General features: G+C 73.1%; 19 protein-coding genes and 2 pseudogenes. 8 read left to right on the top strand and 13 right to left on the bottom strand.

Features of this window, described 5'->3' with window-relative positions; genetic code table 11:
* The first annotated feature begins 34 nt into the window (after positions 1-34).
* The gene (locus tag AC3CH1_RS07905) at positions 35-1711 is read left to right on the top strand and encodes a bifunctional 3'-5' exonuclease/DNA polymerase (RefSeq protein ID WP_488462267.1); all 1677 of its coding nucleotides are present in this window, start codon (positions 35-37) and stop codon (positions 1709-1711) included.
* Between the two features lie 64 nt (positions 1712-1775).
* On the opposite strand, the gene AC3CH1_RS07900 is transcribed toward AC3CH1_RS07905, so the two are convergent.
* The 4 genes from AC3CH1_RS07900 to AC3CH1_RS07885 form a co-directional block, all read right to left on the bottom strand.
* Complete coding sequence (locus AC3CH1_RS07900; protein WP_488462266.1) at positions 1776-2678, bottom strand: hypothetical protein; 903 nt, start codon at positions 2676-2678, stop codon at positions 1776-1778.
* A 92-nt stretch (positions 2679-2770) separates the two neighbouring features.
* Entirely contained in the window at positions 2771-3280 is a 510-nt protein-coding gene (locus AC3CH1_RS07895) for a SigE family RNA polymerase sigma factor (RefSeq protein ID WP_488462265.1), read from the bottom strand.
* Between the two features lie 201 nt (positions 3281-3481).
* Entirely contained in the window at positions 3482-4333 is an 852-nt protein-coding gene (locus AC3CH1_RS07890) for a dioxygenase family protein (protein WP_488462264.1), read from the bottom strand.
* Positions 4334-4462: 129 nt separating this feature from the next.
* A complete protein-coding gene (locus AC3CH1_RS07885; protein WP_488462263.1) occupies positions 4463-5836 on the bottom strand; it encodes an alpha-lytic protease prodomain-containing protein in 1374 nt (457 codons plus the stop codon).
* Between the two features lie 252 nt (positions 5837-6088).
* Between AC3CH1_RS07885 and AC3CH1_RS07880 the strand changes: the two genes are divergently transcribed.
* The gene (locus AC3CH1_RS07880) at positions 6089-6769 is read left to right on the top strand and encodes a phosphotransferase (RefSeq protein ID WP_488462262.1); all 681 of its coding nucleotides are present in this window, start codon (positions 6089-6091) and stop codon (positions 6767-6769) included.
* Between the two features lie 107 nt (positions 6770-6876).
* Here the strand turns inward: AC3CH1_RS07880 and AC3CH1_RS07875 are convergent, their stop codons facing one another.
* Positions 6877-7158, bottom strand: coding sequence for a DUF3263 domain-containing protein (locus tag AC3CH1_RS07875; RefSeq protein ID WP_488462261.1), 282 nt, complete (start codon positions 7156-7158; stop codon positions 6877-6879).
* Between the two features lie 44 nt (positions 7159-7202).
* Positions 7203-8419: pseudogene (locus tag AC3CH1_RS07870) on the bottom strand (extracellular solute-binding protein).
* A 492-nt stretch (positions 8420-8911) separates the two neighbouring features.
* Here AC3CH1_RS07870 and AC3CH1_RS07865 point away from each other — a divergent pair.
* The 3 genes from AC3CH1_RS07865 to AC3CH1_RS07855 all read left to right on the top strand — a co-directional run bounded on the left by AC3CH1_RS07865 (position 8912) and on the right by AC3CH1_RS07855 (position 12074).
* The gene (locus tag AC3CH1_RS07865; protein WP_488462456.1) at positions 8912-9802 is read left to right on the top strand and encodes an ROK family protein; all 891 of its coding nucleotides are present in this window, start codon (positions 8912-8914) and stop codon (positions 9800-9802) included.
* Complete coding sequence (gene nagA, locus AC3CH1_RS07860; protein ID WP_488462260.1) at positions 9802-10959, top strand: N-acetylglucosamine-6-phosphate deacetylase; 1158 nt, start codon at positions 9802-9804, stop codon at positions 10957-10959. Before AC3CH1_RS07865 ends, nagA begins: the two co-directional genes overlap by 1 nt.
* A 188-nt stretch (positions 10960-11147) precedes the next feature.
* Positions 11148-12074 carry a 1-phosphofructokinase family hexose kinase gene (locus AC3CH1_RS07855; RefSeq protein WP_488462259.1) on the top strand — a complete coding sequence of 309 codons (927 nt, stop codon included), beginning with the start codon at positions 11148-11150 and terminating at the stop codon, positions 12072-12074.
* Between the two features lie 42 nt (positions 12075-12116).
* Here AC3CH1_RS07855 and AC3CH1_RS07850 read toward each other — a convergent pair whose 3' ends face one another.
* Together AC3CH1_RS07850 and cdgB are read right to left on the bottom strand one after the other, a co-directional pair.
* Entirely contained in the window at positions 12117-13109 is a 993-nt protein-coding gene (locus AC3CH1_RS07850) for a carbohydrate-binding protein (protein ID WP_488462258.1), read from the bottom strand.
* 144 nt (positions 13110-13253) lie between these two features.
* Entirely contained in the window at positions 13254-14909 is a 1656-nt protein-coding gene (gene cdgB / locus AC3CH1_RS07845) for a diguanylate cyclase CdgB (protein WP_488462257.1), read from the bottom strand.
* 603 nt (positions 14910-15512) lie between these two features.
* Between cdgB and AC3CH1_RS07840 the strand changes: the two genes are divergently transcribed.
* Positions 15513-16019 carry a flavin reductase family protein gene (locus AC3CH1_RS07840; RefSeq protein ID WP_403762550.1) on the top strand — a complete coding sequence of 169 codons (507 nt, stop codon included), beginning with the start codon at positions 15513-15515 and terminating at the stop codon, positions 16017-16019.
* A gap of 104 nt (positions 16020-16123) precedes the next feature.
* Here AC3CH1_RS07840 and arfB read toward each other — a convergent pair whose 3' ends face one another.
* Complete coding sequence (arfB, locus tag AC3CH1_RS07835) at positions 16124-16558, bottom strand: alternative ribosome rescue aminoacyl-tRNA hydrolase ArfB (RefSeq protein WP_403762553.1); 435 nt, start codon at positions 16556-16558, stop codon at positions 16124-16126.
* Between the two features lie 260 nt (positions 16559-16818).
* On the opposite strand from arfB, the gene AC3CH1_RS07830 reads away from it, so the two are divergent.
* Together AC3CH1_RS07830 and AC3CH1_RS07825 are read left to right on the top strand one after the other, a co-directional pair.
* Positions 16819-17394, top strand: coding sequence for a TerD family protein (locus tag AC3CH1_RS07830; RefSeq protein ID WP_018959769.1), 576 nt, complete (start codon positions 16819-16821; stop codon positions 17392-17394).
* A 133-nt stretch (positions 17395-17527) separates the two neighbouring features.
* Positions 17528-18230 (top strand): annotated as a pseudogene (locus AC3CH1_RS07825) (M4 family metallopeptidase); the annotation flags it as partial.
* 106 nt (positions 18231-18336) lie between these two features.
* On the opposite strand, the gene AC3CH1_RS07820 reads toward AC3CH1_RS07825, so the two are convergent.
* From AC3CH1_RS07820 to AC3CH1_RS07805, 4 genes are all read right to left on the bottom strand, one after another.
* Positions 18337-19752 carry a M1 family metallopeptidase gene (locus AC3CH1_RS07820; RefSeq protein WP_488462256.1) on the bottom strand — a complete coding sequence of 472 codons (1416 nt, stop codon included), beginning with the start codon at positions 19750-19752 and terminating at the stop codon, positions 18337-18339.
* A gap of 142 nt (positions 19753-19894) precedes the next feature.
* Positions 19895-21184 (bottom strand): YncE family protein, encoded by a 1290-nt coding sequence (locus AC3CH1_RS07815; RefSeq protein ID WP_488462255.1) that lies wholly within the window; start codon positions 21182-21184, stop codon positions 19895-19897.
* Positions 21181-21777: an ankyrin repeat domain-containing protein gene (locus AC3CH1_RS07810; protein ID WP_488462254.1), complete on the bottom strand. Its 597-nt coding sequence runs from the start codon at positions 21775-21777 to the stop codon at positions 21181-21183. Before AC3CH1_RS07810 ends, AC3CH1_RS07815 begins: the two co-directional genes overlap by 4 nt.
* Before the next feature lie 42 nt (positions 21778-21819).
* Positions 21820-22377: a heme-binding protein gene (locus AC3CH1_RS07805; protein WP_018959773.1), complete on the bottom strand. Its 558-nt coding sequence runs from the start codon at positions 22375-22377 to the stop codon at positions 21820-21822.
* Positions 22378-22607 lie beyond the last annotated feature (230 nt).

The following is a 22607-nucleotide window of genomic DNA, read 5'->3' as shown; positions in this document are numbered from 1 at the left end:
GGCGCTGTCAGTGGCGGGTGCCAGACTCGCACCCATGACCGAACGGTGGGCGGTGGCGGCTGCGGACGGGGGCGGGGCGCTGCTCGCGCCGCTGGCCCCGGACGGCATGCCCGCCGGGCCGGTCCGCGCCGAGCCCGACCTCGTCGAGGCGGTCCGCTCCCGGCCCGACGTGGTGCGCTGGGTGTGGCGGTCGACCGCCGAGATCTACCCCCGGCTGCTGGCCGCCGGGGTCCGGGTCGAGCGGTGCTATGACATCGAGTGCGCCGAGCTGCTGCTGCTCGGGCACGCCGGACGGCTAGGCGAGCCGCGTTCCGCCGCCGCCGCGCTGGCCCGGCTCGATAACGCGCCCGTGCCTCCGGACCCGCCCGCCCGGTCCGCCGAACCGGGCGCTCAGTCCTCCCTCTTCGAGCCGCCGTCGGGCCCCGGGGTGCCGTTCGAGGGGCTCCTGCGGGTCTACGCGGACCAGGTGCGCCGTCACGACGCGGCGGAGCACCCGGACCGGATGCGCCTGCTGACCGCGTCGGAGTCGGCGGGGATGCTCGTGGCCGCCGAGATGCACCGGGCCGGGCTGCCCTGGCGTGCCGACGTCCACCGGGAGCTGCTGAACGGGCTGCTGGGCGAGCGGTACGCGGGCGGCGGCGAGCCCCGCAGACTCGCCGAGCTGGCGGACGAGGTCTCGGCGGCGTTCGGCCGAAGGGTCCGCCCCGACCTGCCGGCCGATGTGGTGAAGGCGTTCGCGCAGGCGGGCATCCCGGTGAAGTCGACCCGGCGGTGGGAGCTGGAGGAGCTGGACCATCCGGCGGTCGAGCCGCTGATCGCGTACAAGAAGCTGTACCGGATCTGGACGGCGCACGGCTGGTCCTGGCTCCAGGACTGGGTGCGCGAGGGCCGCTTCCGCCCGGAGTACCAGCCGGGCGGCACGGTCAGCGGTCGCTGGACGACCAATGGCGGCGGGGCCCTCCAGATCCCCAAGGTGATCCGGCAGGCCGTCGTCGCCGACGAGGGCTGGCGGCTCGTCGTCGCGGACGCCGACCAGATGGAGCCCCGGGTGCTGGCGGCGATCTCCCGCGACCGGGGCCTGATGGAGGTGGCCGGTCACGACGGCGACCTCTACAAGGCCCTGTCCGACCGGGCGTTCTCCGGCGACCGCGACCACGCCAAGCTGGCCCTGCTCGGGGCGATCTACGGCCAGACGTCCGGGGACGGGCTGAAGAACCTGGCCGCCCTGCGCCGCCGCTTCCCGCTCGCCGTCGCCTATGTCGACGACGCGGCGCGGGCGGGCGAGGAGGGGCGGGTGGTGCGGACCTGGCTGGGCCGGACCAGCCCGCCGCTCGCGTTGGCGGGGCAGGACGAGGAGGCGGGCCTCCCCCAGGAGGGTCCCGAGGGCTCCGGGGCCGCGCCGGACGGCGGTCCGGCACGGGCCCGGGGGCGCTTCACCCGTAATTTCGTGGTGCAGGGCAGCGCGGCCGACTGGGCGCTGCTGCTGCTGGCCGCGCTGCGCCGGACGCTCCATGAGCAGGGGCTGCGGGCGCAGTTGGTGTTCTTCCAGCACGACGAGGTGATCGTGCACTGCCCGGCAGGGGAGACCGGGGCCGTCGCCGAGGCGATCCGCGCGGCGGGCGAGCTGGCCGGGCGGACCGCCTTCGGTCGGACGCCGGTGCGGTTCCCCTTCACGACGGCGGTGGTGGAGCGGTATGCGGACGCCAAGTGACGCCCGTGGCGCGACTGAGGCATGCCGGCCGTCGCGGACCCGGTCATGATGCGCCGGACGTCCCTTACCGCTGCTGGAGCCTGGGCCATTCCGGGCTGATGGCCAGGGCGGTGAGCTGGTCCATCGTGAGCGCGGGCGCGGGCCGGGTGGCGGGGCTCGACTGCTCGCCGGAGTTGAAGGCCGAGACGACGACCCGCATACCGTCGGGGCGCATCGTGTCGGCCGTCCACATGACCACTCCCGGTCCGCCCTTCTCACCGGGCTTCTTCGAGGTGGCGAGCAGGGTGCCGTCCGGCAGGGTGGCCGCCTCGCGGTACAGCTGGTCGGCGACGTCCCGCATGTCGCGCTGCACATTGATCTGCACGAGGGACCGGCCCTCGCCGTCGTTGACGACGACCGACGCGAACTCTCCCCCGCTGCCCGTCTCCTCGCCCACGGAGAGGCCGTCGGGAAGCAGCGAGCGGAAGGTGGGCATCAGCAGCGAATAGTCGAGCGCCGGCGCCGGCTCCCCCGCATCGTGCGTTCCGCGCGAGGCCGGGTCCGGCGAGGGCTCGCCGATGCGCGCGGTGTCCTTGGCGGTGGGCGCCGGCGCGTCCGGGGTCGGGGCCGGGGGCGCCGCCGACGGTGTGGCCGTCGTGGCGTCCGTGGGCGCGGCCGTCGGCGTGGGGGTGGCAGCGTCCGCGGGGGTGGCGGCCGTCTGCGGGATCGGGCCACTGCTCGCGACGTTCGCCCCGTCGCCGGAGGCGCCCAGCTGCCCAGTGGCGAACGTGACCCCGCCGCCGACGAGGGCCAGGGTCAGCACACTGCCCGCCACGGCGGCGGCACGACGGCGACGCACGGCGCGCCGGCCGTGTTCCAGCGCGCTGTCCACCAGGGCGCCGCGGCCGGACAGCTCGAAGGTCTCTCCGGCACGGCGGATTTCCGTACCGAGGCCGTCCTCGAACGGCTGCTCGTCTTCACTGGGCATGGGGAACCACCACTTCTCGTTCTGGATGATCGACGGTTGACGGCCCACGGGGCCGGTCGGGCAGGCGGCCGGAGGCCGGAGGCCGCCGGAGGTCAGCGGGCGGCGAACTCCGCGATGCTGCCGCCCAGCAGTTCACGCAGCCGCCCGAGGGCCCGCACACAGCGGGTCCGTACGGCGGCGGAGCTGACCTGGAGGGCGGCGGCGGTCTCCTCGATGCTCCGGTCCTCCCAGTACCGCAGCACTACGACGGCCCGGTCCTTGGGGGCCAGTTGGGCCAGGGCCCGGAGCAGCGTCATCCGCAGCGCCGGGTCGTCGGGGGCGGCCTGAGCGCCCTCGGGCAGTTCGGCCAGCGGGCGTTCGCTCGCGGAGCGGCGTCGCCGGTGGGTCAGGAAGGTCCGTACGAGCACGGTCTGCGCGTACGCCGCCGGGTTGTCGATCCTGCGGGCCCGGCCCCACAGCACGTACATCCGGCTCAGCGTCTCCTGCACCAGGTCCTCGGCGAGATGTACATCGCCGCTGGTCAGCAGGCAGGCCGAGCGGAACAGATGGCCGGCCCGGCCGGCCGCGAACACCTTGAACTCCTCGGTACGCGACGCCCTCACGCACTCCCCCGTCCGTCCGTTCCGCCCTTCCCCCTGTACGACGCGGCGGGGGCGGGCAAATGTTTCGGACGATCCGCGAGAACTTTTCCGGGCCCGGGGCCGGACCACCTCGCGGGGGCGGGGAAACGCGAGAAGCGCCCCGTTCACGCGCCGGACGGCGTGAACGGGGCGCGGGCGGTGGTGCGCTCGCTGTGTCCTCGTCTACCCGCGTTCCCACAACGCGGGGACGTTCGGCGGCTCCCAGCCCGACATGGCCCGGTGCGCCTGCAGACAGCGGTAGGCGACCCCGCCGTACGTCACGCGGTCACCCGCGCGGTAGGAGGTGCCGGACGACCAGGTGCCGCCCGGCGGATCGGTGGGCGGATCGGTCGGGCCGGGCGTCTGGGCGACGTCCAGCACGAAGTCGAAGGTGCCCTGGCGTCCGTTCCCGACGGTGCGGACGTTCATCAGCAGCTCGGGATCGAACAGCGCGTCGGTGTTGTTGCGCGGCTCGTTGGGGAAGTACAGCTGGGTGGTGAGGATGCGCCCGCCGGGCGCCTGCGCCTTCACGTGGATGTGCCGGGTACGGCCCGGGTAGAGGCCCGCCACGATGGTGGTGAGGCTGAACGACCCGTCCGTGCCGGTGAACTGATGCCCCCGGAAGGCGAACTGGGCCATGTCGTAGGACCCGTTGGTGTCGGCCTGCCAGAAGTCGAGCAGCGCCCCGGAGATGGGACGGCAGGCCCGGCCGAAGACGTAGCCGCTCACGGTGAGCGGCACGCCGGGGGTGCTCGGGGTCACCAGGCTGGTGCGGCGCGGCGAGTTGGGCTTGAAGTACGGCCCCTCCATCTGCGGCGGCGTCGTGTCGTCGCCGTCGTCGCACTCCGGGGTCGGGGCCAGCGGCCCGTTCCCGGACGAGGCGGCGTCCCGGGCGAGCGCGACGCCCCCTCCGGCGAGCAGGGGCGCGGCGCTCGCGACGAACGCGGCCTTCAGGAGGCCTTTGCGGCTGATCCGCCGCCGGTCCCCCGACGTTGCGTCGGACGCGTTCTGCTCATGGGGGGTTGGGTTGTCCATTTGTGGGGTCATGACGGTTTCCTCGGAGTCCTCGGGGTTCCTCGACGCGGGGAGGCGGGAGGTGGGAGGTTCAGGAGGTTCGGTGGTGCGGGACCGGTCCCGGGGCGGTCGGACCCGGGACCGGTGGGGTCAGACCCGCTGCCAGAGCGCGGGCACGTCGGCCGGGTTCCAGCCGGGCTGGGCCGTGTGCGCCTGGAGGCAGCGGTAGGTGGCTCCGCCGTACGTCACCGTGGCGCCGGCGGCGTACGCGGTGCCGGCCGCCCAGGTCCCGCCGGGCGGGTCGGTCGGCGGGGTGGTGGGCGGGTCCGTCGGCGTACCGCCGCCGCCGGTGACCAGGGTCAGCCCGTACGTCTGGAGCAGCGGGTTGATGGGCTGGAAGTACGTCGTACCTCCGGAGGAGCAGTTGCCCGAGCCGCCGGAGGTGACGCCCTGTGCCTGGTTGCCGGAGATGTAGGAGCCGCCGGAGTCGCCCGGTTCGGCGCAGACACTGGTGCGGGTCACCCCGGAGATGGTGCCCTCCGGGTAGGTGACGCTGGTGTTCAGCTGCTGGATGGTGCCGCAGTGCCAGCCGGTGGTGGAGCCGGAGCGGCAGACCGAGGCGCCGACGACCGCGGCGGTGGAGCCGGCGACGGTGACGTCGCCCCGCCCGTAGCCGTTCACCAGCGGACGCGGGGTCCAGTTGGTGTTGGTGGCGACCCAGGCCATGTCGCGGCCCGGGAACGTCGAGCCCTGGAAGGAGCCCTGGGCCTGCTGGTTGACGCCGTTGGTGGTGGTGCCGACGCGGCCGCAGTGGCCGGCGGTGGCGAAGCCGCCCTGGGTGCCGCGCGTCACCGAGAAGCCGACGGAACAGCGGCCGGAGCCGTTCATGTAGTACGCGTCGCCTCCCCGGATGTCGGCGAGGGCGCGGGGCTGTTCGGCGGACCTGGCGACGGTGACGAGGCCGCTGTCGACCCCGGCCGCCTTGAGGAACGCCTGGCCTGCGGCGGTGCTGGCGGCGTTGACGACGACCCGGTTGGTCTCGACGTCGACGTACCAGACGGGCACGTTCTTGGGCGCCTTGGTCAGCGCGGCCTTGTCGAGGGTCTTCCTGACGCCTTCGAGCCGGTCCAGGCTGTGGCCGACGACCTCGGCACGCGCTCCGGCGTCGGTGATCCGGGCGGCCTCGGAGGCGTCGGTGGTGGCGACGGTCAGAGTCGCCTTCGCGCCGCTGACCCGGGCTCCGGCGAAGCTGGCGCCGAGGGACTTCTCCAGCCCGGCGGCGACGGCGGCGGCGCGGTACTCGTTGGCTATCCGGCTGCGGGCGTCGTCCGCGTCGAGGCCGAGGTCGCGCTCCAGGGCGGCCAGCATGCCGGGCGACAGGCTGTCGGCGGAGACCGGCGGAACGGCGGTGGCCGCGGGGTCGGCGGACGCCACGCCGGTCAGCCCGGCGAGGGCGAGCGCACCCACGGCCACCGTGGCGGTGCCGGCGGCGAGGGCGCGTCTGCGGAGCGTGGTTCTCTCCACGTCACTCTCCTTGGTTCTGGGGGTGTCCAGGTCCGGCTGGGGTTGGTCCGGACCAGGGAATTGCCGAAACCGTAGCGGCGGCGACACCCGGCGCAGGAGATCCCGTTCACCCCCCTCCCTCCGCGTTATGGGGCCGCGCGGCGCGTGCTTCGGCCCACCCCGCGAGCGGGTACGGAGCCGATTTCGCGGCCCTGCCGGGCGAAGCCTGATCGCGTCTCCCTTTCGGCGGGGCGCCCGGGTAGGTTCGGCCCCATGCACACAGGCCAACTTCTGGGCTCGGGACGCACCGCCGACGTGTACGCACTCGACGGCTCCTGGGTCCTTCGCCGCTACCGGGACCGCACCGACATCACGGAGGAGCTGGCCGTGATGAGTTACGTCGGCGCCTTCGGCTTCCCGGTGCCGCGCATCGGTCCGCCCGCCGAAGGGGCCCGCCCCACGGACCTGGTGCTCCAGCGGCTGACCGGCCCGACCCTGGCCGAGGCCCTGCGGGCGGGGCGCTGGGGGGCGGCCGAGGCGGGTGCGCTGCTCGCCCGGCTGCTGCGCGAGCTCCACGCCATACCGCCCCGGGTCTCGGCCGACCCGGAGGACTGCGTGCTCCACTTGGATCTGCGTCCGGAGAACGTGGTGCTGACGGAGGGGGGCGCGGTGGTGATCGACTGGTCCACCGCGGCGGAGGGCCCGCCCGGCCTCGACCGGGCGATGTCGGCGCTGACCCTGGCCCGGACCGCGCTCGACCCGGAGCTACCCGCCGGGGCGGGCGTCCGGCCCCTGCTGACGGCGCTCCTGGCGGAACTCTCCGACGACGGCGGCGCGTCGGCCGCCGATCTGTCCCTCGCCCGCGCCCACCAGCGGGCGAACCCGCATCTGACCGACCCGGAACGGGCCCGCCTGGACCAGGCGGTGGACCTGGTGCTGGGCTGCGCCCCGTAAGGGGGATTCAAGCCCCTCCGGGGGGATCAAGCCCCTCCGGGGGGATCAGGCCCCTCCGGCGATCGAGGAGCGGGGGCCCGGGGGCGGAGCCCCCGATCACCCCGCGCTCAGCGCCGCCCACGCTTCGCGTCGCGCACACGCCGCAGCCGGTTGACCGCGACCGGGTCCTCGCGCAGCGCCCGCTCGTCGTCGATCAGCGCGTTCAGCAGCTGGTAGTAGCGGACCGGCGAGATCCCGAGCTCCTCGCGGATCGCCCGCTCCTTCGCCCCGGGCCCCGCCCAGGGCCGCCGCTCCAGGGCCAGCACCGCCCGGTCCCGTACGGACAGTCCGCCGGCGTCGGGGGCGGGCTCGGCCCGGGGGGCGCGGTGCTCGTGGTCGGGGGCGGTCATATCGACCAACCTAACGCCCACCCCCGACACCGCGCCCGCGACCGCTACTCGGCGGCCTCCGCCTGTGACGCCTCGGTGGCGAGCTCGCCGAGGATGCTCTCGGGGTTGCTGCCCGGCGCGACCGCGGTGCCGATCTTCTTCTTGATCCCGTCGCTGACCGTGGCCCAGGACGTCTTGCCGTAGGGGATGAGCGTCGAGTTCGGCAGGGCCGCCAGGAACGGGCGCAGCTTCTTGTGCTTCTTGTCGGTCTCCATCGCGGCGGAGGCGCTGCCGGTCACCGGGAGCAGGTCGTAACTCTCGGCGAACTCCAGCACGTTCTCGTCGGAGTAGGCGTAGTCGAGGAACTTGCCTATCTCCTGGCGGTGGCCGTTCTCCTTGAAGCCCATCATCCAGTCGGCCACGCCCATGGAGCCCTTGGTCGGGCCGTCGAAGCCGGGCAGCGGCACCATGCCGACCTTGATGCCCTTGGCCTCGGCCTTGTCCATCAGGGTGGGGTGGCCGTTGAGCATGCCGACCTCGCCGTCGGCGAACGCCTCGAAGGCCTTCGCCCGGTCCAGCTTGCTGGGCTCGACCGGTCCGGTGAGGCCCTCGCCGACGAGGTTGTCCCGCAGCCAGCGGAACGTGGCGACGTTCTGGGCCGAGTCGAGGTCGTACGCGCCGACGTCGTCCGTGTAGCCGCCGCCACCGCTGAGGAGCCACATCAGGGTCTCGGCCTGGGCCTCCTCCTGGCCGAGCGGCAGGGCGAAGGGGTAGTCGACGCCCTTCGCCTCGAGCGCGGCGGCGTCGCTCCGGATGTCGTCCCAGGTCTCGGGGCGCCCAGCCCCGCCTCGTCGAAGAGCTTCTTGTTGTAGAAGAGCAGTCGGGTGCTGGCGACGAAGGGCAGGCCGTACAGCGTGCCGTCGATCTTGCCCGCGTCGGCGAGCCTCGGCAGGAAGTTCGCCGTGGTGCGGATCGCGAGCGTCTCGTCGGCGGTGTAGAGCTTGCCCGCCTTGGCGTAGTCCGCGTACGCGCCGATCTGGGCGACGTCCGGGGCGTTGCCGGCCTTGACCATGGCGGCGACCTCGCGGTCGACGTCCTTCCAGTGCAGGACGGTGACGTCGACCTTGATGCCGGGGTGCTCCTTCTCGAAGCCCGCCGCGACTCCGCTCCAGTACTTCTCGGAACTGTTCTCCGGGCTGGTGCCGTAGTCGGCGGCGACCAGCTTGAGCGTGACGTCGCCCGAGCCGCCGTCACCGCCGCAGCCCGCCAACGTCGCCGTCATTGTCAACGCGGCCACCACCGCGGTCAGACCCACAAAGCGCCGCTGCACAGCCTCGCCCATCCTCGTTGATCACCTGTCTCACGGACGGCGCGCACGGCGCCGGCCCCGGCCTCCGTTCGGCCGCGGCAGTGCCGCCCTGTCCTGGGCACCGTCCGGATGAACTGCGATTTTCCCCCATTGGCGACGCGAAGGTCTACACCACCGGCGTATCGCTTCGGCATCGTATACAGGTCTCGGGGGCCACAACTGGCTTACGCGCACTGGCAGTCGAGGGCCTCTGCCCGTATCTTGGTCCAGACCTTTGAGCCGATTCCCCCCGGTCCTGGGGTCCCCATGCGTGACTTTCCGGCAGAAAAAGACCGGTCTTCACTCCTTCATCATTTTGTATGGGTGCGCAACAAACCTCGCTAGTGGACTAGACCTTTTGGGGGTCGGCGGGCGAAACTGTCTCCCGTGAGACATGTCATCGCCCTCGATGTGGGCGGCACAGGAATGAAGGCCGCTCTGGTCGGGACCGACGGCACCCTCCTCCACGAGGCGCGGCGAGCCACCGGCCGGGAGCGCGGCGCCGACGCGGTCGTCGAGACCATCCTCGGGTTCGCGGCGGACCTGCGGGCCCACGGCGAGGAGCACCTCGGCGAGAGCGCCGTCGCCGCCGGGGTCGCCGTGCCCGGCATCGTCGACGCCGAGAAGGGCATCGCGGTGTACGCCGCGAACCTGGGCTGGCGCGACGTACCGTTGCGCGCCCTCCTCGGCGAGCGCCTCGGCGTCCCCGTCGCCCTCGGCCACGACGTCCGCACCGGCGGGCTCGCCGAGGGCCGGATCGGGGCCGGGCGGGGCACGGACCGCTTCCTGTTCGTCCCGCTGGGCACCGGCATCGCCGGGGCCATCGGCATCGCGGGCGCGATCGAGGCGGGCGCCCACGGGGACGCGGGCGAGATCGGCCACATCGTGGTCCGCCCGGACGGCCCCGACTGCAGCTGCGGCCAGCGCGGCTGTCTGGAGACCCTGGCCTCGGCCGCCGCGGTGACCCGGGCCTGGGCCGCCGCCTCCGGGGACCCCGGGGCGGACGCCGCAGACTGCGCGAAGGCCGTCGAGTCCGGCGACCCGGCGGCGGTCCGGGTCTGGCAGGACGCGATCGACGCGCTCGCCGCCGGCCTCGTCACCGCGCTCACCCTCCTCGACCCGGGCACGCTCATCATCGGTGGCGGACTCGCCGAAGCCGGGGAAACCTTGTTCACACCACTGCGTGCGGCCGTCGAGGAACGCGTCACGTTCCAGAAACTGCCCCACATCGTCCCGGCGGCCCTCGGGGACACCGCCGGATGCCTGGGCGCGGGGCTGCTCGCCTGGGATCTACTCTCCACGGAGGTTTCCGCCTGATGGCCGGACGCGCAGCAGACAGCACCGTTCTCGCCGGCGCCCGGGTGGTGCTCCCCACCGGCACCGTCGAGGACGGCCGGGTGACCGTCGAGTCCACCCGGATCGCCGGTTCCGCACCGGAGGGCGCCCGGACCATCGACCTCAGCGGCCACTGGGTGGTCCCCGGCTTCGTGGACATGCACAACCACGGCGGCGGTGGGGCCTCCTTCACCTCCGGCACCGTCGACGAGGTCCTCACGGGCATCCATACGCACCGCGAGCACGGCACCACCACGATGGTCGCCTCCACGGTCACCGGCGAGATGGACTTCCTCGCCCGGCGCGCGGGCGTCCTGTCCGAGCTGGTCGAGCAGGGCGACCTGGCCGGCATCCACTTCGAGGGCCCCTTCATCTCCCCGTGCCGCAAGGGCGCCCACAGCGAGGAGCTGCTGCGCGACCCGGACCCGGCCGACGTCCGCAAGCTGCTGGACGCCGCGCGCGGCACCGCCCGGATGTTCACCCTCGCCACCGAGCTGCCCGGCGGCATCGACTCCGTACGGCTGCTCGCCGAGCACGGGGTCATCGCCGCGATCGGCCACACGGACGCGACGTACGAGCAGACCGTCGAGGCCATCGAGGCGGGCGCGACCGTCGCCACGCACCTGTTCAACGCGATGCCGCCGCTCGCCCACCGCGACCCCGGCCCGATCGCCGCCCTCCTGGAGGACGACCGGATCACCGTCGAGCTGATCAACGACGGCACGCATCTGCACCCGGCCGTCCTGGAGCTGGCCTACCGCCACAAGGGCGCGGCCCGCGTCGCGCTGATCACCGACGCGATGGACGCCGCCGGCTTCGGCGACGGCAAGTACGAGCTCGGCCCGCTCGCGGTCGAGGTCACCGACGGGGTGGCCCGGCTGGTGGAGGGCGGCTCGATCGCGGGCTCCACGCTCACCCTGGACACCGCGTTCCGCCGGGCCGTCACCATCGACAGGATCCCCGTCGAGGACGTCGTCCGGTCCATCTCCGCCAACCCCGCCCGGCTGCTCGGCGTCCACGACCGGGTCGGCTCGCTGGAGGCGGGCAAGGACGCCGACCTGGTCGTCCTCGACGAGGACTTCGTCCTCAAGGGCGTCATGCGCCGGGGCGAGTGGATCATCGAGCCGAAGACCGCGTAGCCCACGCGGTGAGCGCGCAGCCCACGCGGTGAGCGCACAGCCCGCGCGGTGAGCGCGTAACGAAGCGATGGCGGTCGGCCGGCGGGACTGGGCCGACCGCCATCGCTTTGACCTGATCATCAGATGGGCGCGCCGCGGACGGATGCGCGCGCCGTTGGGCCCATGCACCGAAGGAGGGGCCGGCAGAGGTGATCCTGACCGTCACTCTGAACACCGCGCTCGACGTGACGTACACCGTCGACGCGCTCGTCCCGCACCGCAGCCACCGGGTCGGCGAGGTCACCGAACGCCCCGGCGGCAAGGGCCTCAACGTCGCCCGGGTCCTCGGCGCGCTGGGCCACGACTGCGTCGTCACCGGCTTCGTCGGAGGCCCGACCGGGGACGTCCTGCGCTCGCTGCTGGCCCCGCTCCCGCCGCGCGACGCCCTCGTGCCCGTCGCCGGGAACACCCGCCGCACCCTGGCGGTCACCGACCGCTCGACCGGCGACACCACCCAGCTCAACGAACCCGGACCGCAGGTGAGCCCCGCCGAATGGGCCGCCTTCCTGCGGACGTACGAGGAGCTGCTCGCCGGAGCCGACGCCGTCGCGCTCTGCGGCAGCCTGCCGCCCGGCATCCATGTCGGGGCTTACGCGGACCTGGTCCGGATCGCCCGCGCCGCCGCCGTGCCCGTGCTCCTGGACACCAGCGGAGAACCGCTGCGCCGGGGCATCGCCGCCCGCCCCGACCTGGTCAAGCCGAACGCCGAGGAGCTGGCCCGGCTGACCGGCTCCCGCGAACCGCTGCGCGCCGCCCGCGACGCCCGCCGCCGCGGGGCCCAGTCCGTGATCGCGTCCCTGGGCCCGGAGGGGGTGCTCGCCCTCACCCCGGACGGCGTCTGGCGGGCCGCCCCGCCCGCCCCCGTGCGCGGCAACCCGACCGGGGCGGGCGACTCCGCGGTGGCCGGACTGCTGTCCGCCCTGGCCGAGGGCCTCGACTGGCCGGAGCGCCTCGCCCGGGCGGTGGCCCTGTCGACGGCGACCGTGCTGGCCCCGACGGCCGGCGAGTTCGACGCGGCGGCCTACGCGGAGCTGCTGCCGCGCGTCACGGTGGAGCCGCTCACGCCGACGCCCTGACCACCTCGGGGGCGGTCAGGGCGTCGTCGCGCACACGCGTGTCTAGCTCTTGATGTGGCCGGACTTCAGCTCCAGCTGGTCGAGATTGGCGTCGCACTGGTCGCCCGTCTCGCACGACAGCTTGAGGGTGTTGGAGCCCTTGTCGAGCTGGACGTACGCGTACGTGTTCGTCCAGCCCTTCTCGAGATCGCCCTCGGGGGCCTGCGCGAAGTTCTTCATGTTGATGGAGCGCGGCTCCTGCGCGTTGACCGTCAGGGTCGTCTTCGCGTCCTTGCCGGGCACGCCGTAGGTCACGTACAGGGTGTACGCGCCGGCCTCGGGAACCTCGACCTTCCAGGTGGCCGACCGGCCGACCTCGTTCAGGTTGATGTAGTTGCCGTTGGCGCCCTTGGCGCCCTTGACCGTGGAGTCCAGGGCCGCCGTGCCGCCCAGCGTCAGCGTCGCCGCGTCCTGCTTCGGCAGCTCGACCGGCTTCGGCGTCTCCTTGGGCTTCTTCTCCGGCTTCTTCGACTGCTCGACCTCGCCGGCGGGACCCTGCGAGGAGGACGCCTCGTTCTTGTCGTCGTTCTTGTCGGCGTCGTCGCCCGTGAGCAGGGCGGCGCCGATGCCGATGACGACGACCGCGAGCACGGCGACGGCCGCGATCAGGAGCGCCTTGGTGTTCGGGCCGCCCCGGCCCGGACCGCCGCCATGGCCCCCCTGCGCCGGAGGCTGTCCGCCCGGCCCGCCGCCCGGGTAGGTCTCGGGGGCCGCGTACTGCGGGTTCGGCCGGTTGTACTGCTGCGGGGGCTGCTGGCCGTAGCTCTGCTGGGGCGGGTAGCCGTACCCGCCCTGCTGCTGCCCGTACTGGCGCTCGCCGACGGCCCGCACCTGGTTGTAGGACGTTCTGGGCACGCCCGGCTGCGCGGCCGGCCCCGGGTAGCCGTAGCCGCCCTGGCCGGGCGGCTGGGCGCCTGCCGCCTGTCCGTCCGCGTACAGATAGCCGAACGGATCGTCGTCCTCGGGCTTGCTCGCGCCGTTGTTTCCGGCCGTCATCCCTGGGTCACTCCTCACCATGTCGCCAGCCGTCGCCGACCGGCCGAGCCTACCTCGAACGGAGCAAGCCCCGAATTGGGCTCAGTGACCCGGACGGCCGTCGGGGAACGGGTACGGGGTAGGGGGAGAAACGGGCCGTGAACGTCATCCGGCCCGGCGGTGAACCTTCGACCGGGACCGCTTTTCCACGTACATCCGCTGGTCGGCGGAGCGCAGGACCTCTTCGACGGTCATTCCGCACTCGGCCCAGCCGATGCCGAAACTCGCCCCGACCCGGACCGCGCGACCATCGACCCTTATGGGCGGAATGATGGCATTTCTCAGGCGAACGGCCAGGTCAGCGGCGTCCGCCGCCCCGAGGCCGTCGGCGAGAACGACGAATTCGTCACCCCCGAGCCGGGCGACGGTGTCACCGTCCCGCACACAGGTGCTCAGCCGCCGGGCGACCTCGATGAGCACGGCGTCGCCGGTGTGGTGCCCGAAGCGGTCGTTGATGGACTTGAAGCCGTCGAGGTCGCAGAAGAGGACCGCGAGGCCCTTCGTCCCGTCGTCGTGCTCCGGATCCGGGGCCACCGTGTGCACATGGTGGTCGAAGGGGCCGCCGCCGGGGGCGGCCTCGCCCTCGTAGCCGTCGGCCTGGTAGCCGTGGGTCAGGGACGACTCGACGTCCCCGTACGCCGCGTCCAGCGCCTCGATCGCGGTCGCGGCCGGGGAGTGCGGCCGCTCGCAGATCCGGGCGCTGAGCCGCGACTTCAGCTCGGCGCTGTTGGGCAGCCCGGTCAGGGCGTCGTGCGAGGCGCGGTGGGCGAGGTTCAGCTCGTGCCGCTTGCGCTCCTCTATGTCCTCGACATGGGTGAGCAGGAAGCGCGGCCCGTCGGCGGTGTCGGCGACGACCGAATTGCGCAGCGAGACCCAGAGATAGGTGCCGTCCCGGCGGCTCAGCCGCAGCTCGGCCCGGCCGCCCTCGGCCGAGGTGCGCAGCAGGGTGCCGATGTCCTCGGGATGGACCAGATCGGCGAAGGAGTAGCGGCGCATCACGGAGGCCGGGCGGCCGAGCAGCCGGCACAGGGCGTCGTTGGTGCGCAGCAGCCTGCCCTGCTGGTCGCCGCCCATCTCCGCGATGGCCATGCCGCTGGGCGCGTACTCGAAGGCCTGCCGGAAGGACTCCTCGCTGGCCCGCAGCGCCTGCTGCTCCCGCTCCAGGCGGACCAGGGCACGCTGCATGTTGGCCCGCAGGCGGGCGTTGCTGATCGCGATGGCGGCCTGGGAGGCGTACATCTGGAGCGCTTCGCGCCCCCAGGCTCCGGGGCGGCGCCCGTTGCGCGGCCGGTCGACGGATATGACCCCGAGGAGGTCACGGCCGCCCGCGGCGGCGTACATCGGCGCGTAGAGCCGGTCCAGGGGGTGCCACTCGTCCTCGAACCGGGGCTCGGGTCCCTCGGTGTGCCACTGGGGTACGTCGTCGTCGAGGAGGACCCAGCCCTCGGTGTGCGGGATGAAGCGGAGGCTGTCCCAGGCCTCGCCCATGGAGAGCCGGCGTTCCCAGGAGGCGCGGGAACCGACACGCCCGGTGATCAGGGCCTCGGCGGCGGCGTTGCCCGCGAAGGCGGCGATGACGAGGTCGCCGTCCGGTCGGACCAGGTTCACGCAGCCCAGCTCGTAGCCGAGGCCGGTGACGATTCCGTCGGCCACGGTCTGCAGCGTGTCCGCCAGACTCCGTGCCGTATTGAGATCAGCGACGGCCTGATGCAGCTGCCGCATGGTCGCAAGGCGGACGTACGGTTCCGACTCGGCCTCCATCGCTCGCACTCCCCGAGACCTCGACAGCAACTCCAGGTTTCATATCGACGTACTTGTTGCAGTGTCACGGCCACTGAATCACAGTGAGCTGTGCACCCGGTACACAGGGTCAGCAGAAAATGGACTCTGTGACTCAAGTCACAACAGATGGCCGGGTGATGGTGGTGACTCAGTGTCGCCGTTCCCGTTCGGCGCGGAGCCGGAAGGGTCGGCTCCCGTGGTGCGCGGGGGGCCGGAGGGCCCGGTTCCCGTCGTGTGCGCGCGGATGTCGCCCGCTCGTGCGCCCGCGTACGCGGCCCCTCCGGAGTCCTAGCCCTGTCGTCGAACTCCCGTCGTCGCCCGGAGGGCGGCCCTGGGGGGTCAGGTGCGTGCTCTCGGCGTGCCGGGCTCACGTCCTCGTACTGGACGTACTCGGGCGTGGGTCCGGTGCGGCGAGAGTGCGTGCATGGCGCCGCGGGGCAGACGGGAGTTCGACGACAGGACCTAGGACCGGCCTGGTCCCCTGGCCCGATGCGACCGCCCGTCCGCCGCGGTTAGCGTCGGTGTGTGCTCCAGACGAAGCCTCCCACCCCGCGCCCCGAGACCGTCCCCCATGCTGGGGGAGTGAGCAACGACGAGTTCCGTGCCGCCCTCGCGCGGCTGGCCGCCGGGGTAGTGCTGGTCACCGCCCAGGAACCGCCCCTCGACGAGGACGGCCGGGGCGAGGACGTGGGCATGACGGCGACCGCCTTCATGTCCGTGTCCCTGGACCCGCCCCTGGTGATGGTGAGCCTGCGCAACGGCTCCCGGATGGACGACCTGCTGGACGAGCAGCCGCTGTGGGCGGTCTCCGTCCTGGCCGCGAGCCAGCGGCACATCGCGGGCCGGTTCGCCATGAAGGGCCGGATCAGCGACCGGCTGCTGTTCGAGGACGTCCCGTACGTACGGGGCGAGGTCACGCACGCGCCGCTGATCGGCGGGGCGCTGGCGACGCTGGAGTGCCGCACCGAGCAGCGCGTGGTGGCCGGGGACCACACCCTGGTGATCGGGCGGGTGCTCACGGCGGTGCTGCCGAGCCCGGAGGGCGACCCGCTGGCGTACTTCAAGGGCCGCTACCGCCAGTTGGGCTGACGGGACAGGGCCCCGGGGGTCAGCCGTCGCGGCTTGAGCGTCACCCGTCGCGGGCCGAGCATCACCCGTCGCGGCTTGAGCGCCACCCATCGCGGGCCTGAGCATCACCAGTCGCGGCCCGACCGCCCGCGCTTGGTGTCGCCGCGCTGCTTCTTCTCCCGCAGTCTGCGCTCGTTGATCCCGCGCGGGATCTTGCGTTTGATCCGGGGCTTGGGCGGCGGTGCCGTGGCCTCGGCGAGGAGTGCGGCGAGGCGGACAGCGGCCGTCTCGCGGTTGCGCCACTGGGAGCGGTGCTCGGAGGCCCGTACGGAGATCACCCCGCCCACCAGCCTGCTCGCGAGCCGCTCCAGCGCCCGCGCCTTCCACACCTCGGGGAACGCGTCGGTCGCCGCCAGGTCGAAGCGCAGCTCCACCTGGGAGTCGCTGGTGTTGACGTGCTGGCCGCCGGGCCCGGAGGACCGCGAGAAACGCCACATGAGCTCGGCCTCCGGGAGGGAGACCGAGCCGCGGATGACATAGGGCCCGGACATGACACCCATGGTCCCTTCCCCGCACCCCGTCCGTCACCTTCTTTTGCCCACGGGATCGCGCACGGGCCCGCCCGGGATCGCACGCCGGGGTCCGCCCGGGGCGGGCACCGGGCCTCACCGTGTCCCCTGACCGGTTGCACTTCGGGACGAAGTTCGGCAAAGAAAGTAAAGCGACCAGGAACCTCGTGGTCTGCTGCTTGCGTTATGACGGGTGACGGTAGCTTTCGTGATGGCACGAAGCCCGCACACGACGAGGAAAGGGACTTCCCATGGCAGTAAGCCTGTCCAAGGGCGGCAACGTCTCGCTCACCAAGGAGGCACCGGGCCTTACCGCCGTCACGGTCGGCCTCGGCTGGGACGTCCGCACCACCACCGGCACCGACTTCGACCTCGACGCCTCGGCGATCGCGGTCAACCCGGCGGGGAAGGTCGTCTCGGACGGCCACTTCGTCTTCTTCAACAACAAGTCGACGCCGGACCAGACCATCGTGCACACCGGTGACAACGTCACGGGTGAGGGCGAGGGCGACGACGAGCAGATCAACGTCAACCTGGCGGGTCTGCCGGCCGACGTGGACAAGATCGTCTTCCCGGTCTCCATCTACGACGCCGAGAACCGCAGCCAGAACTTCGGCCAGGTCCGGAACGCGTTCATCCGCATCCTCAACCAGGCCGGCGGCGCCGAGATCGCCCGCTACGACCTGAGCGAGGACGCCGCCACCGAGACCGCCATGGTCTTCGGCGAGCTCTACCGCAACGGCGCCGAGTGGAAGTTCCGCGCGGTCGGCCAGGGGTACGCCTCCGGCCTGCGCGGCATCGCCCAGGACTTCGGCGTCAACCTCTGACCCGAGCGCACCACCGCTTCACCCCCTTCACCGGAGCCCCCGGCCGCCTTCGCGGCCGGGGGCTCCGGCGGGTGTGAGGGGCCGTCACGCCACCGGCCCTGCCCGCCCGCTCAGACGGAAAACCCACTCCACCGACGGCAAGGCCGCCTACTCCCGGGTCCACTACGGCGAGAACTACGTCAACGCCTTCTGGGACGACAGCTGCTTCTGCATGACGTACGGCGACGGCGAGGGCGACAAGAACGCCCTCACCTCCATCGACGTCGCGGCCCACGAGATGACCCACGGCCTCACCTCCGCCACCGCCGACCTGGACTACGCGGGCGAGTCCGGCGGCCTCAACGAGGCGACCAGCGACATCCTGGGCGCCTCGGTGGAGCTCTTCGCCGACAACGCGACGGACGCCGGGGACTACCTCATCGGCGAGAAGATCGACATCAACGGCGACGGCACCCCGCTGCGCTACATGGACAAGCCCAGCAAGGACGGCAGCTCGGCCGACTTCTGGTCCGAGAACCTCGGCGACATCGACGTCCACTACTCCTCCGGCGTCGCCAACCACTTCTTCTACCTGCTCGCCGAGGGCAGCGGAAAGAAGACGATCAACGGCGTCGACTACGACTCCGCGACCTCCGACGGCTCGACGCTGACGGGCATCGGCCGGGAGAAGGCGTACCAGATCTGGTACAAGGCCCTCTCCGTCTACATGACCTCCACCACGGACTACGCGGGCGCGCGCGTCGCGACCGAGAAGGCGGCGACCGACCTGTTCGGCGCGGACAGCGAGGAGCTGAAGGCGGTCTCGGCCACCTGAGACCGGGGTCAACGTCAAGTAAGGCGGTCCGTCGGGAGTAGGGCGGTCCGTCGCGAGTAGCGCCACACGTCGCGAGTAGCGCGGTACGTCGGCGAGTAGCGCGGTACGTCGGCGAGTACGGGAGCCGGTCAGCCCTCCAGGGGCGGCCGGCTCCTGCCGTACAGCCAGGCGTCCCACAGCTCGGTGAGGTCCCGGCCCGTCTCCTTCTCCACGTACGCGGTGAAGTCGTCGGTCGAGGCGTTGGCGTGCCGGTGCGCCTCCGTCCACCCCTGGACCAGGGCGAAGAACGCCCGGTCGTCGTCCAGGGCGAGCCGGACGCGGTGCACGGCCATCGCCCCGCGTCCGTAGACCGGCGGCTCGGACAGTTCGGCGGCGTTCGGCGGATCGGCGGGCGGGAACGCCCAGTTCGCGTCGTCCGCGTACGCCTCCTGAAAGCTCTCCTGGACCGGTACGTCCTCGTGGTCGGCAGCCCAGAGCCACTCCGCGTAGGTCGCGAAGCCCTCGTTCAGCCACATGTCCTGCCAGGTGGCAGGGGTGACGGAGTTCCCGAACCACTGGTGGGCCAGTTCGTGGACGAGGAGCGCGGTGTCCGGCGGGCCGGGGAAGACGGGCCGGTTCTGGGTCTCCAGGGCGTACGCCGAGTCGCCCGTCCGCTCGACGATCGCCCCGGCGGAGGAGAAGGGATACGGGCCGAACTTCCCCGCCGCCCACTTCAGCACCGCCGGAATCCGCGCCAGCACGTCCTCGCTCGCCGCCGCCGACTCCGGGTCCACGGCGGTGAACACCCGGACGCCGTCGGGGGTCACCGACTCCGCGGTGGCGAACCGCCCCACGGCGGCGGTCGCCAGATAGCTCGCCATCGGTTCGGCGGTCCGCCAGCGGTAGGCGGTGCGCCCGTTCGCCGTACGCCGGGACACCAGCTCCCCGTTGGAGATCCCCGCGAGCCCCTCGGGCACGGTGATCGCGAGATCGTACGCGGCCTTGTCGCTCGGGTGGTGGTTGCCGGGGAACCAGGCCATGGACCCGGCCGGTTCGCCGAGGGCGACCGCGCCGTCGGCCGTCCGCAGCCAGCCCTCCTCGGACCCGTCCGGGCCGGTGATCGTCTCCGGGGAGCCGGAGTAGCGCACGACGGCGGTGAACGTACGCCCCTTGCCCAGCCGGCCCTCCACGTCGGCCGCCGGACGCAGCGTCAACTCCTTGCCCGCCCGGTTCACGGCGGCCGGGCGGCCCTCGACGGTGGCGCCGTCCACGTCGAGCCCGGCTAGGTCGAGGTGGAAGGCGCTCAGGTCCTGGGTGGCGCGGGCGGTGATCGTGGCGGTGCCGCGCAGCCGGTCCCCGGCCGGGTCGACGTCGAGCTCCAGGCCGTAGTGGGTGACGTCGTAGCCGCCGTTGCCGAGCCCCGGGAAGTACGGGTCGCGCAGTCCGGCCGCGCCCGGGGTCCCCGGCACCCCGCCCGTACAACCCCCGCCGAGGAGGGCGAGGACGAGGGCGAGCGGCGGGAGGAGGTGCGCGGTGCGCCGCCGGGCCGGGTGGGGGTGGTTCACCCGGCCGATCCTAGATCTCGGCACGCCGGAATCGGGGACGAGAAGGAGCCGCCCGCCTCGGGAGGAGCTGGGGAGGGGCCGCCCGCCTCGGGGGAAGCCGGAAGGAGCCGCCCGCCTCGGGGGAAGAACGGGCGGCTCCCGTTCAGAGGATGGCGATTCCGAGCGGGCGGTTGCCCGCCTCCAGGCGGACCGGCTCGCTCTCCTCGTCGTCCAGGTCGACGACCGTGATGCCGTTCCAGTACCCGTCGCGGGTGAAACCGCCGGTGACGTACGCCGTACGGCCGTCCTTCGACACCGCCACGTCCTCGTGCGGCCCGTCCAGCGGAACGACCCGTTCCTCGCCGTCGGGAGTCCGGACGGTGAGCGAGGGGTCCTCGTCGTCCGAGCCGATCGGGCCGGTGCCCACCACGAGGAGGGTGCCGTCGGAGGCGAGGGCCGCGCCGTGCTGGTGGGTGTTGGCGGTCATCGGCTCGATGGTCACCTCTCCGGTGCGCGGGTCGAGGACCGCGAGCCGCTCCCCCTCGAACGGCAGCAGCAGCTTGCCGTCCTCGGGGCGCACGACGGCGTAGTGCGGCTTCAGCCAGGAGCCGAGCCCGCCCTCCGTGCCGTACGGGGCGACCTCCATGCGCCGGGTCTCCAGCGAGTCGGCGTCCACCGCCGTCACGTCGAAGGAGTCGTGATCGGTGGCGTACACCTCGCGACCGTCCGGGGACACGTCCACGTCGAAGGGGCGCATGCCGACGGGCGCGGTGCCGGTGACCTCGCGGGCAGCGGTGTCGATGACCTCGACCGCGCCGTCGCCGCCGGGCACGTTGACGCCGACGTAGACGTGCTTCCCGTCCGGGGCCAGGGCGATGCCCATGCCGCCGCCCCGGTACTCGCCGGTGGTGACCGGGCCGGACTCCGTCTCGTACGGGACGAGCGCGAGCCGGGTCCGCTCCCGGGTGTCGACGACCGCGACGCCCTCGGCGGTGGCGACCCAGGCCCGCCCGTCCTCGCCGACGACGAGGCCGTAGGGCGCGGTGCCGACCTTCACCGAGGCGATGGGCCCCCCGCCCTTCCCGGACCCGTCCCGACCGGGGTCGACGAAGGTCACGGTGTCGCTGCCGAAGTCGGCGACGAGGAGGGTGCCGTCGGGGGTACGGCCGGCGGGGGTGCGGGAGGGGTCGGGGGTCGTCGCGGTGCCGGCCGCGGCGGACGGGCCACGGGTGCCCGGGGCGTCCGGGGCCGCCTCCGTCGTGCCGGTCGAGCACCCGACGAGCAGGGCTGCGGCGACGAGCCCGAGGGCGAGGCGCCGGGCGCGGGGGCCGGGGAGCCGGAGGGCGGCGCGGGGGCCGGAAGCCGAGGGGCCGTCGTCACGGCCTGCGGCGCGGGGGGTGGGGATCGGGAAGGCTTCGCGGAGGGCGGCTCGGGGGCCGCGTTCCCCGGTCACGCGGCGTCCCGCAGCAGGGCGGCCAGCTCGGCGAAACCGCGCCGCTCGGCGTGGGCCAGGGGCGTCACCCCGTCGCTGTCGGGCAGGTCCCGTGTCGCCCCGGCCGCGAGGAGCAGCTCCACGACCTGCTGGTGGGCGAGCCCGCCCTCGCCGAGGATCACCGCCTCCAGCAGGGCGGTCCAGCCGAGCCGGTTGACGTGGTCGACGTCGATGTCGGTGACCCGCAGCACCTCCCGTACGTACGGGACATGGCCGCGTTCGCTCGCCGGGATGAGGGAGACGCCGCCGAACCGGTTGCGCAGGGTCAGGTCCGGACCGGCCGGCAGCAGTACGTGCAGCATCGCGACGCTGCCGGTGACCCCGGTGGCCAGCCACGGGCTCTCCTCGCGCCGGTCCTGGGCGTTCGGGTCCGCCCCGGCGGCCACGAGCAGCCGGGCCGCCTCGACGTGGTCGCCGTGGACGGCGAGGAGGAGAGGGGTGCGCAACTCCTCGTCGCGGACGTCGACCCGGGCGCCGCCCTCGATCGCGGTGCGCACACCTTCGGTGTCGCCGGTGCGTGCGGCGGTGAGCAGGTCGTGATCGAGGGCGTTCATGGGTACTCCGTTCCCGGTGGTGCCTGTGCGGATGGTGCGGGACTACCGGGCGAGGGCCGCGACGCCCGCCTGGGCGAACTTCTCGTCGAGGTCGCCGCTGGGCGCGCCGGCCACGCCGATGCCCGCCACCGGTGCGCCCTTGACCTGCACCGGAGCGCCGCCCCCGAGGAACAGGGTGCCAGGGATGTCCTTCAGGTTCGGGGCCTGCTCCAGGCGCTTGACCAGCTCGGAGGTGGGGGCGTTCCAGGAGACGGCGGTGTACGCCTTCTTCACCGCGGACTCGGGGGACTGCGGGCCCGCGCCGTCGCCGCGCAGGGAGACGATGGTGTTGCCGTTGCGGTCGACGACCGCGACGGAGATCCGCTGGTTCTCCTTCTTCGCCGCGTCCAGCGTGGCCTGCGCGGCCTTGGTGGCGGCGGCCACGGTCAGGTGCGTCGTCTGCTGGAGGTTCCGGTTGCTCGTGTCGGCCTTGACCGCGGCGGCGGGGGCGGCGGCCGGGGAGGAGGCGCTCGCGGACATCGCGCCGAACGTGCCGGCCCCGAGGGCGGCGACGACGACGGCGCCGGTGACGACACGGGTGCGCGGCGACAGCTTCTTCATGGTGGCTCCTTGGTGATCCGGGGGCGGCCCGGTGGTTCGGTGTGTGGGGCGGCCCGGTAGTGGTCCGGGCGTTTCGCTCCGGTATCGATCCTCCCGGCGGATCCGGCCCCGTACGGTCGACGTACCGGCTGGAAGCGGCGCGCGGGTCGGCCGACGCCCCCGTCGGCCGAACGGTTGATGCGCGGGTGGCCGGATCGGGTCACCATGGAGGATCCGCGCAGGTCAGCCGG

This window comes from Streptomyces sp. MGP-P1 (assembly GCF_057766565.1).
This window is presented reverse-complemented; position numbering and strand designations above follow the sequence as displayed.

Excerpts from the sequence above, each read along its gene's own strand:
- AC3CH1_RS07905 (WP_488462267.1), top strand. The coding sequence starts at position 35 with ATGACCGAACGGTGGGCGGTGGCGGCTGCGGACGGGGGCGGGGCGCTG.
- AC3CH1_RS07900 (WP_488462266.1), bottom strand. The coding sequence starts at position 2,678 with ATGCCCAGTGAAGACGAGCAGCCGTTCGAGGACGGCCTCGGTACGGAA.
- AC3CH1_RS07890 (WP_488462264.1), bottom strand. The coding sequence starts at position 4,333 with ATGGACAACCCAACCCCCCATGAGCAGAACGCGTCCGACGCAACGTCG.
- AC3CH1_RS07880 (WP_488462262.1), top strand. The coding sequence starts at position 6,089 with ATGCACACAGGCCAACTTCTGGGCTCGGGACGCACCGCCGACGTGTAC.
- AC3CH1_RS07875 (WP_488462261.1), bottom strand. The coding sequence starts at position 7,158 with ATGACCGCCCCCGACCACGAGCACCGCGCCCCCCGGGCCGAGCCCGCC.
- AC3CH1_RS07865 (WP_488462456.1), top strand. The coding sequence starts at position 8,912 with ATGAAGGCCGCTCTGGTCGGGACCGACGGCACCCTCCTCCACGAGGCG.
- nagA (WP_488462260.1), top strand. The coding sequence starts at position 9,802 with ATGGCCGGACGCGCAGCAGACAGCACCGTTCTCGCCGGCGCCCGGGTG.
- AC3CH1_RS07850 (WP_488462258.1), bottom strand. The coding sequence starts at position 13,109 with ATGACGGCCGGAAACAACGGCGCGAGCAAGCCCGAGGACGACGATCCG.
- cdgB (WP_488462257.1), bottom strand. The coding sequence starts at position 14,909 with ATGGAGGCCGAGTCGGAACCGTACGTCCGCCTTGCGACCATGCGGCAG.
- arfB (WP_403762553.1), bottom strand. The coding sequence starts at position 16,558 with ATGGGTGTCATGTCCGGGCCCTATGTCATCCGCGGCTCGGTCTCCCTC.
- AC3CH1_RS07830 (WP_018959769.1), top strand. The coding sequence starts at position 16,819 with ATGGCAGTAAGCCTGTCCAAGGGCGGCAACGTCTCGCTCACCAAGGAG.
- AC3CH1_RS07810 (WP_488462254.1), bottom strand. The coding sequence starts at position 21,777 with ATGAACGCCCTCGATCACGACCTGCTCACCGCCGCACGCACCGGCGAC.
- AC3CH1_RS07805 (WP_018959773.1), bottom strand. The coding sequence starts at position 22,377 with ATGAAGAAGCTGTCGCCGCGCACCCGTGTCGTCACCGGCGCCGTCGTC.